The organism is Streptomyces sp. NPDC048277 (assembly GCF_040652235.1).
GTDB lineage: Bacteria > Actinomycetota > Actinomycetes > Streptomycetales > Streptomycetaceae > Streptomyces.
Genome location: NZ_JBEZLQ010000066.1, coordinates 1 through 9,393, shown reverse-complemented (window position 1 = coordinate 9,393; position 9,393 = coordinate 1). Strand labels below are relative to the sequence as shown.

Genomic DNA, 9,393 nt, shown 5'->3' with positions numbered 1-9,393 from the left:
GGGCCTAATCGTTTCCGCCCCCCCCCCGGCGCGCCGGCCCCCCCCGTCCGCCCCGGGGCGGACCGCCCCCCCCGGGGCATGACGGCACGGGTCCGTACGGTGGCGGACGGACCGGTTGAGGATCCTTGCCGCACGGCACACGCAGAAGACCCTGGGTGTGCCACGCCGACCTCGGTGCGCTCACCGGCCCTCGACAGTGGACCGATGCGGCATCAGCCGACTCCCAGCCTGCGCCGCACCTCCGCCGCGCTGAAGGCAAAACGGTCCCGATGGCGGGCCCTGCCGTACGGGAGGGTCTCTGAGCGATGGCACCCTCGCCCCAGACTGCCACCTACGACCGACACGAGCACCCTGGTACGCCGTCACACCAACCGCTTCAACTGCTTGCTTCAAATGGGCGACGGCTCCATCTCTCCGCGAGACCGGACAGGAGAAGACCTGTCAACGAATGTCCCTTCCTGCTCCGCGCCCAACCGCGTCGGCGCGCTCGTCATGAGCCTGACGCACAGCCGTATGTAGTCGCGCTGTCGTCAGGTCACGCGCAAATGGTCTGCAGGCGCCTCAGCGTTGGCAACGAAGTCGTGGACCATCCGGCGGAAGAGGGCAGCGAGTTGACGCAGATCCTCTGGGGACCAGCCCGCAAGGGCGGCTTGGATACCCCGGCGGTTCGCGTCCCGCACTCGGCCGAAGACGGCCACCCCCGCGTCGGTGATCTGGACGCGCTGGGCGCGGCGGTCGTCCGGGTCCGGAACTCGGATCACCAAGCCTGACTGTTCCAACTGCCGCAACTGCCGCGTGACATGGGATGCTTCCACGGACAGCCGGACGGCCAGGACGCCGGGGCGCATGGGTTCGCTCTCGGCGATCTGCCGTAGGATCGCCACGGCCGCCCGATCCAGCAGCAGTCCGGCCGTCGCCATCAGCCGTTCATGCTGACGAGCCCGCCCGGCCTGATAGACGACGCGTGTGAAGGCCACTTCGATCTCAGCCAGTTCGGGCGGGACGGATGCTGCGAACGGCGGCAGGATGGCCATGCCACTACGCTAACATATAGTTGCGTAACTTAAGTAACCCGCAAGGCCATCCAATCGAAGGACGTCACGCCCTCGGAAGACAATCCGGTGGTTCACCCGCACCCCGCAGCAGGGCGCGCCTACGGCAGCACACCTGAGCTCTCCGCCATCAACTGAGATCCGCGTGAGAGTTGGAGCACACTCGAATGCTTGCGGAGTTCGCGAAGCCGATCAACCCCACTCTCCCCAGGTGCCCAAAATACGCCAGACGGGATCAGCGCCCCAGCCGGGCACCATGGCAGAGATTGACCGACCAGTCGAAGTCGTCCGCCGCAAGAACGGCCTGTACTTGCTCAACGAGTGACGCAGGCCGACCGTCCGCTCATGCCCCCGGCTTCAGCGGCGTGCGCCACAGGCTGACGATCGCGTCAATGAGCGCATCGGATGCGGCACCCCAGGTGGGGCGAAAGGTGGGGGTGCCGTCCGCGAGGGCGCGTTCCCGCTCGGCGCACATCTGCACGGTCAAATGACGTGCCATGACAGCACGTTCGGTGATCACTCCCGTCGGCAGATGGGGCAGACACCGGGCCAGTCCGTCCTCGTAGGATCCCAACAAAGGTGCCATCGCGAGAGACTCCTCAACCACGATCGAGAAGAGGACCGGGTCGGCCATGATCTGGGCGGCGAAGCGTGCGTACCACGTGGGGCTGCCCAGTATCTCCAAGTGCTCAGTGACAGGGCGGACCAGACAGGCCACCCATGCCCGCAGGTCGGTGGAGTCGCCGAGGCCGGCCACCATTCCGACGCGCCTGCACTCGATCTGCTCGCCGTGCCGACGGGCGATCGCACGGACCAGATCGTCCTTCGTACCGAAGTGGTAGTTGACCGCGGCGATGTTCCCCTGCCCGGCAGCCTCGCTGATCTGCCGGTGGGTGACCGCATGCACCCCGCGCTCGGCGAACAGACGCTCGGCCTCCGTCAGCAGCACCTCCCGCGTGGCGCTTACCCGTTCATCGCTTCGCCGCGTGCCGCCTGCCATCGCCACCTCATCAGAACCGTGTACCGCTGGCGCCGACGGGGCCGGCAGGGCGCTGCAGGCCCCCGATCGGACCGACGCCGCCGGGAAAACAAAACCACAGCGTAAGCGCCATGCGAACCTTCGACTGAACGATGGCGCGCGGGAGCGCGCCATCGCTTGCCTTCCACTGTCTCGATGCCCTGGGCCACCCCTTGAACGGACGTCTGCGTGCCGCTAGATTAATACAAATGTTTGCATTAATCGATCTTCCGATCGGTGACCAGATCCGGGCCCGTCTCCTGCCCCCACCTGGAGGTTCCCCATGACAGCCACCACTCCACTGCCCCTCGCCCGTACCTGCCCGTTCGCCCCCGTGCCGGAGCACGTCCGCTTACGCCAGGAAGAACCCGTCGCCCGGGTCACGCTGCCCAGCGGCTCCCAGGTGTGGGCGATCACCCGGCACGAGGACGTCCGGGCGATGCTGGCGAGCCCGCACTTCAGCGCCAACCGCACCCGCCCCGGCATCCCGCACATGTCCGTCGCACAGACACATTCCGCGCCCGGTACCCCCCTGATCACCGTGGACGGGGCGGAACACCTGCGCCAGCGGCGCGACGTGACCGGCGAGTTCACGCTAAAGCGCATTACGGGACTCGAGGTCCGACTCCAACAGATCGTCGACGACCGCATCGACGCGCTGCTGGCCGGACCGCGCCCCGCCGACTTCGTCGAGACACTCGCGCTCCCGGTCCCGTCCCTGGCCATCTGCGAACTGCTCGGTGTGCCCTACGCCGAGCACGACTTCTTCCAGGAGCGGACCGGCGAGATGCTGCGCCGGACGGCGACCCGCGAGGAACAGGGCACCGCCATGACCGAGTTGATCACCTACCTGGACGAACTCATGGCCCGCAAGGAGCGCGAGCCCGGCGACGATCTGCTCACCCGACTGCTGGACAGGACGGGAGACCGCAAGACCTCCGCGGGTTTCGGGGTCCTGCTCCTGGTCGCCGGTCACGAGACCACCGCGAACATGATCTCCCTCGGTACGATGATGCTGCTGGAGAACCCCGAGTCCCTCCAAGCACTGCGCGAGGACCCGGCGAAGACGCCCGGCGCGGTCGAGGAGATGCTGCGGTACTTCACCGTCGGCGAGTACGCCGTCGTCCGAGTCGCCGTCGAGGACACGGAGATCGGCGGCACGGTCATCCGCGCGGGCGAAGGCGCGATCGCGCTGTGCAACACGGCCAACCGGGACCCCGACGCGTTCGACGCTCCCAACCAGTTCGACATCACCCGCGACGCCCGGGCGCACCTGGGCTTCGGATACGGGCCGCGTTCCTGCCCGGGGCAGAACCTCGCCCGAGCGGAACTGCGTATCGTCTTCGACACCCTGCTCCGCCGGGTACCCGGACTGCGCTTGGCACAGCCGGTCGACAACCTGTCGTTCAAGGAGGACGGCGTGGTGTACGGACTGCATGAACTCCCGGTGACCTGGTAACGCTACACATCAGCAGCCAGCGACCACAGCCTCCGACCTGGTGAGGAATCGGGTCATCCCGTGAGCGCGGCGAAGTCACTCACGGGATGTACTCACCTGGTGAACCGTGAGGCGAGATGCCGTTACGTGGTGCGCGTACCGGTCACGCTGTCAAACGCCAGAGGGACGTAATCTCGGCGCTTCGTGCTGTGTGGAGTGGGTCGGCAGCGTCCTTGGAGCGTGGATGCCGGGGCTTGGTATCGATCTTGCCCACGACGCGCAGTTGTGCTCCTTGGATGGCGTCGAGCAGGTGCTGACGTGTTCGGAGGCCGAGGTGCTCGGCCAGGTCGGACAGGATGAGCCAGCCCTCGCCCCCTGGACGGAGGCGGGCGGGCAATCCGGCGAGGAAGCTGTGGAGCATGGTGCTGTCCGGGTCGTAGACGCCTTGTTCGACAGGGCCGGTCGGACGGGCGGGGAGCCAGGGCGGGTTGCAGACGACGAGGTCGGCGCGGCCTTCGGGGAACAGGCCAGGGCCCGCTACCTCGATACGGTCGCTCAGCGCCAGCCGACGAACGTTCTCCCTGGCGCAGGCCAGGGCGCGTGGGCTGATGTCGGTGGCCACAACGCGCTTGACACCGCGGTGCGCCAGGACCGCGGCGAGGACGCCGGTTCCCGTGCCGAGGTCGAATGCCGTCCTGATGGCGGAACTGCGCCGGGTCGCCGGCGGCAGTGGCGCGTGGGCGACCAGGTCGACGTATTCGCCTCTGCCGGGTGCGAACACGCCGTAATGGGGGTGGATGCGAGTCCCGAGCGCCGGCACGTCGATCCCTTTCAGACGCCACTGGTAAGCGCCGATCACTCCCAGCAGTTCCCGCAGGGAGACCGCCATGGGTCCCTTTGAGGGGCCGTAGGCTTCCACACATGCCTGGCGGACGTCGGGGGCCCGGCGCAACGTCAAGGTGTAGTCGTCGGCCAGCAGCACCAGGAGCTTTCCGAGGACACGGGCTCGGTGATTGCTGCTGCGTCGGTGCAGGTGGAAGGTCTCGCTCGGGGACGTGCTGGACCTGGTCGGCTTGCGGTCGATGCGACGGCCCATCGCTTGCAGGAGTTGCCGGGCGTTGTGGAAGTCGCCTTGCCAGAGCAGGGCCGTTCCTTCGCACGCCTGTCGGTAGGCGTAGTCGGCCTTCATCCGGTCGTCAGCGACGACGGTTCGCCGGGGAATGGGGGTGGCGTTCTCGGAATGCCAGCGGGCGGACTGGTGGGTGTGGTTTTCGGTCCAGTCGATGGTGGACACCGCGTACTCCTCGTGGTCGAACGTGCAGGGGCACGAAGAGCACTTCGACGAGGAGCAGGCTGAACCCACGCCTGTCCATCGGACAGGCGTGTGCGTTGAGGCAGGTGACCGTTACCGCTCTCGCGTCGAAGCGCGAGAGCGGACGTCCCAGACAACCATGCCGAGCATCAGGGTGCGCCCTTTCGGAGGAGTGGCAGCAGGCTCGCACAGGTGCTGCCCGGATGCCAAACACACCAGCCCTGTCAGACGACGGGCTGGCTTGTTCATCCCCTGGCTGAATCGCGGGTTCCTGCAGGTGAGGCGCCGTGTCATCACAGTGATGAATGCCCAGTCCGGGTGGGCTTCGGCGCGCTGGGGCAGGCGTATGTCGTCGCGTGCGTTGCGGCGCCACGACAGCGATGGCGTATAAGCGGAAGTCCGGCGGGGACGCCTCCGGCGGCACGGGTTCCGCACCGTTGGGGGTGGGCTGGACACGACGGCGGCGCACGGCGCGGGATCGGCATCAAAGATGTGGCACAGGAGGCCAGCCTCTCCCTTGGCACCGTCTCCAACGTGCTCAACAGGCCTGAGCTCGTCGCGAAGGCCACCCGGACGAGGGTTCTGACCGCGATCGACTCGCTCGGTTACGTGCGATCAGAAGAAGCCAAGCAACTGCGCGGCCGGGCCTCACGCGTGCTCACCGTCATGGTCCTCGGCCTCGCCAACCCCTTCTGCGCGGCTCTCGCCTCCGGCGTCGAGCAGGCCGCTCACGAAACCGGCCTCGGCGTCATGGCGTGCACCGGCGCACGGGACCCCGCCACAGCTGCCAGCCGCCTGGCCCTGACGTCCCACCAGATCCGCGGAGCCGTACTGCCCTCGTGTGAAGACATCGGCAGGACGGTCTCGGCCTTTCGCGACAACGCGAATCCCTTCGTCATGGCCGACCAGAACGCCCCGCAGCCCTCCGCCTGCTCCATCAAAATCGACGACGTCACCGGAAGCCGCAACACCGTACGACACCTCATCCGGCTGGGCCATCGCTCGATCTCGTACGTCAGTGGCCCGGACCGCCTCCAGCAGGTGCGGGGCCGGCACCGGGGCGTGCTCAGCGCCATCAGGCAGGCCAGTCTGCCCGCGACGAGTCTGCTGGAACTGTCCTGCCACGACCTGACAGTCTCCGCCGGCAAGGAGGCGGGGGACCGCTTTCTGGGTCTGCGGGAGCGGCCGACAGCGGTCTTCTGCGCCAACGACCTGCTTGCCCTAGGAGTGATGCAGGCCCTCTACGAGGCCGACCTGCGGGTGCCCGAGGGCGTCGCGATCGCGGGATACGACGACATCGAGTTCGCTGCCTCCGCCGTCGTCCCGCTCGCCTCGGTAAGTCGGCCGGCTGCCGCCATGGGGGTTCGGGCCGGGCGCCTGCTCATCGAGGAGGCGACGCCCGACGCACCGCACGAGCACACCCATGGGAGCGCCTTGGCGGAGCAGCCCCGCCGATCACCGGCGCCGTCGCCCCTCCTGTAGCACTGCGATTCAGCCCTGTGCCGGTGTCTTCGCATCGTCCCGGGCACGCAGCATGCCCTTGATGACCTTTCCGCCTGCGTTACGAGGAAGTTCGGGTACGACCACCAGGCCCTTGGGCATCTTGAAGGACGCGAGTTTCCCGTCGGGGAAGCCGGTCAGCGTCCGCAGCAGCAGGTCGGCGTCCGGCGCGAGCGTGACGTATGCGACCGGCACCTGACCCCAGCGCTCGTCGGACCTGCCGATCACCGCGACCTCCAGCACGAAGGGATGCTCGGCGATGACGTTCTCCAACTCGGCACAGTAGATGTTCTCGCCACCGCTGATGATCATGTCCTTCTTACGGTCGACCACCCAGACGAAGCCCTCCTCGTCCTGCTTGACCAGGTCGCCCGAGTGGAACCAGCCGCCGTGGAAGGCCTCCGCGGTCTCCCGGGGCTTGTTCCAGTAGCCCTGCGTCACGGTGGGGCCTCGGCAGACGATCTCGCCGATCTCGCCGACGCCAACGTCGTTCATGGACGCGTCCACGATGCGGTACTGGATGGTCGGGATCGGCCGACCGATCCGAGCTTGCGCAGCGAGTCCTTTCCGCGCAGGACACAGGTGATCGGCGAGGTCTCGGTCTGGCCGAACACCGCGACGTTGAGGGCGTCGGGAAACCTCTCCCCCATGGCCCGAAGCGTCGTGTCGCTCGCGGGCGCGGCGCCCCAGCTGATGACGCGCAGCTTGAGATCACGTTTGTCGATGTCGGGTTGGGCACAGATCAGGTCCCACTGCTGCGGCACGTTGAAGACGATGGTCGCGCCCTCGTGTTCGTAGGCGTCGAGTACGGCCTGCGGATCGAAGGCCCCGAGCCGGTGGATCACCACGGTGCTGCCGACCAGGAAGTTCGCGACGATCGAGCCCAGTCCTGCGATGTGGAAGAACGGGGCGGTCAGAAAGCTGACATCGGAGTCGTCGAAAATCTCCATCGCCCGGATGCAGGTGATCGCCTGCACCTGCATGTTGCGGTGGGACAGCATCACGCCCTTCGGCCGACCGGTGGTGCCCGAGGTGTACATGATCAGCGCGGTGGACTCCTCTCCGATGTCCGGCAGTCCCATCGGCTCGTACGCGGCCACGAGGTCGTCGTACCCGGCGTGCGTCCCGGTCGCGTCCGACTCGCCGATGACGATCACGGTGGTGATGGACGCGGCCGTGGGCACCGCCTGGAGCAACGGCAACAGGTGTGCGTCGATCACGACGGCCGACGGCGTGCAGTCGGCCAGGATGTGGCCGAGTTCCAGCGGGGCGAGCCGGAAGCTGAGTGGGACGGCCATGGCTCCAAGGCTGTTCGCCGCGAACACGCTCTCCACGAACCACGGGTGGTTCAGGGTGAGCATGGCCACCCGGTCGCCCGTGCGCACGCCTCGGTCGGCGAGTGCGGCCGCCAGTTGCAACGATCGCCGCGACAGCTGAGCCCAAGTCGTGGTGGCGCCGAGGTAGCGCAGCGCGGGCCTGTCGGGCCGCATCATCGCGTGGGTGGCCGCCTGCGCCATCCAGTGGTGACGGAAAGACCAGGTAGGAGCTGCGTCGGTGGACATGCCACTCCTCGGGTTCCAGGTGGTCGGGGGGATTCGTGCGCCATTGCATGGAACTCTCCCAAGCTCTATCCCACCCCGCCCTCACCGGCATGCCCCGACCAGACCTCCAGGCGCTGATCGACCGGATCACCCTGCCCTACCAAGCCGCCCTCGAAGAACGCCGGCATCGCCAGCGCGGCGGTGACAGGCAACCGGGGACCCGCAGCGGCCTCTTCCGCCAAAAGATCACCGACGCCGACCGGATCCTGGCAACTGTCCTTTCCCAACGAGGTCTATGCGATCAACAGGCCCTGGCCGCCGTGTTCGGCGTCAGCCGCGGCACCATCCGCAACGCCATCGAGGACGTCCAGCCCATCCTCGACCAGGACCAATACGTCGTGACACCCGCCGAACGACGCTTCGCCACGGCCGCCGACGTACTCAAGTTCGTCACGGAAAGAGGTGAAACACCATGTTGATTCCTTACGGCTTCAGTGGACGCGGCACCTCTGCCAGGCCACGCCGAGGAAGACGGTGCGGATCGCGGCCACCAGCCCGCTGTGGCTGTCGGAGATGACCAGCTGGACGTTCTCCAGGCCACGGGCCCGTAAGGACCGCAGGAACTTCGTCCAGAACGGCTTCGACTCGCTGTCGCCGACCATCAGCCCGAGGATCTCGCGGTGCCCGGTGGCGGAGATCCTCCCCCAGCCTCCGGCCGGGGGTACCCCCAGTCGCGATGACCACGGCCTGCGAGGCGATCCGGTGATTCACCCTCGCCTTGCAGTAGGTGGCGTCCAGGAAGACGTAGGGGAAGACGGTGTGATCCAGCGGCCGCTCTTTGAACGCGGTCAGTTCCTCGTCCAGCTCACCGCAGATCCGCGAGACCTCGGACTTGGAGATCCCGCTGTCCGCACCGAGTGCTTTGACCAGGTCATCGACCGAGCGGGTCGAGACACCGTGCACGTATGCCTCCATCACCACGGCGAACAGCGCCCGGTCGATCCGGCGTCGGCGTTCCAGCAGCGACGGGAAGAACGACCCGCTCCGCACCTTCGGGATCTTCAGGTCCAGGTCGCCGGCCTGGGTGGTCAGCAGGCGTTCGCGGTGTCCGTTGCGCCAGGTGGTGCGCGTCTCGGCGTGCTCGCCCGGGGCCGCACCGATCGTCTCGGTGGCCTCGGCCTCGATGAGCTCCTGCAGGATGCGCTCGCACACCACCCTGATTGCTTCAACTCCATCGGCCCGACGTAGCGACTCCAGCAGCCGCATCAGCTCAGACTGGGACAAGGCCATCGCGTGCTCCTCCGGTTGAACTGCCCGTTCACCACGGAGACTTACGCGATGGCCTGCCCTTGTTCAGAGAGCATGCACCGCCAGCGGATGCACGCCCCGGGCAGACACCCGCGCGTTCCGGAACCCTGCCTGGCTACACCACTTCGTGGCAACGCCGTTGCATTAGCCGTCAGGCCCGGCGTCAATGTCTCCGTCCTTGACCATCTTGAAGTCCAGTGTGTACGTCTGAACCGTGCGTGGAT

At 67.3% G+C, this 9,393-nt stretch carries 7 protein-coding genes and 2 pseudogenes; 3 read left to right on the top strand and 6 right to left on the bottom strand.

The genetic code is table 11. From position 1 onward, the window contains the following. Nucleotides 1–530: 530 nt before the first annotated feature. Nucleotides 531–1,034 (bottom strand): MarR family transcriptional regulator, encoded by a 504-nt coding sequence (locus AB0D85_RS51960; RefSeq protein ID WP_362338643.1) that lies wholly within the window; start codon nt 1,032–1,034, stop codon nt 531–533. A gap of 361 nt (nt 1,035–1,395) precedes the next feature. Then, nucleotides 1,396–2,052 carry a TetR family transcriptional regulator gene (locus AB0D85_RS51955; protein ID WP_362338640.1) on the bottom strand — a complete coding sequence of 219 codons (657 nt, stop codon included), beginning with the start codon at nt 2,050–2,052 and terminating at the stop codon, nt 1,396–1,398. 301 nt (nt 2,053–2,353) lie between these two features. Here AB0D85_RS51955 and AB0D85_RS51950 point away from each other — a divergent pair, with 301 nt between their 5' ends. Next, nucleotides 2,354–3,529 (top strand): cytochrome P450, encoded by a 1,176-nt coding sequence (locus tag AB0D85_RS51950; RefSeq protein ID WP_362338637.1) that lies wholly within the window; start codon nt 2,354–2,356, stop codon nt 3,527–3,529. A gap of 142 nt (nt 3,530–3,671) precedes the next feature. On the opposite strand, the gene AB0D85_RS51945 is transcribed toward AB0D85_RS51950, so the two are convergent. Further along, entirely contained in the window at nt 3,672–4,802 is a 1,131-nt protein-coding gene (locus tag AB0D85_RS51945) for a class I SAM-dependent methyltransferase (protein WP_362338634.1), read from the bottom strand. 510 nt (nt 4,803–5,312) lie between these two features. Between AB0D85_RS51945 and AB0D85_RS51940 the strand changes: the two genes are divergently transcribed. Next, entirely contained in the window at nt 5,313–6,302 is a 990-nt protein-coding gene (locus AB0D85_RS51940) for a LacI family DNA-binding transcriptional regulator (RefSeq protein WP_362338631.1), read from the top strand. Nucleotides 6,303–6,311: 9 nt separating this feature from the next. Here the strand turns inward: AB0D85_RS51940 and AB0D85_RS51935 are convergent, their stop codons facing one another. Continuing rightward, nucleotides 6,312–6,632: a hypothetical protein gene (locus tag AB0D85_RS51935; protein WP_362338647.1), complete on the bottom strand. Its 321-nt coding sequence runs from the start codon at nt 6,630–6,632 to the stop codon at nt 6,312–6,314. Nucleotides 6,633–6,803: 171 nt separating this feature from the next. Next, a pseudogene (locus AB0D85_RS51930) lies at nt 6,804–7,810 on the bottom strand (AMP-binding protein); the annotation flags it as partial. A 119-nt stretch (nt 7,811–7,929) separates the two neighbouring features. On the opposite strand from AB0D85_RS51930, the gene AB0D85_RS51925 reads away from it, so the two are divergent. Continuing rightward, complete coding sequence (locus AB0D85_RS51925) at nt 7,930–8,340, top strand: hypothetical protein (protein ID WP_362338628.1); 411 nt, start codon at nt 7,930–7,932, stop codon at nt 8,338–8,340. Between the two features lie 15 nt (nt 8,341–8,355). Here the strand turns inward: AB0D85_RS51925 and AB0D85_RS51920 are convergent. After that, a pseudogene (locus AB0D85_RS51920) lies at nt 8,356–9,151 on the bottom strand (IS256 family transposase); the annotation flags it as partial. Nucleotides 9,152–9,393 lie beyond the last annotated feature (242 nt).

Coding starts and splice junctions, on each gene's coding strand:
- AB0D85_RS51925 (WP_362338628.1), top strand. CDS start 7,930: ATGGAACTCTCCCAAGCTCTATCCCACCCCGCCCTCACCGGCATGCCC.
- AB0D85_RS51955 (WP_362338640.1), bottom strand. CDS start 2,052: ATGGCAGGCGGCACGCGGCGAAGCGATGAACGGGTAAGCGCCACGCGG.
- AB0D85_RS51960 (WP_362338643.1), bottom strand. CDS start 1,034: ATGGCCATCCTGCCGCCGTTCGCAGCATCCGTCCCGCCCGAACTGGCT.
- AB0D85_RS51935 (WP_362338647.1), bottom strand. CDS start 6,632: ATGATCATCAGCGGTGGCGAGAACATCTACTGTGCCGAGTTGGAGAAC.
- AB0D85_RS51950 (WP_362338637.1), top strand. CDS start 2,354: ATGACAGCCACCACTCCACTGCCCCTCGCCCGTACCTGCCCGTTCGCC.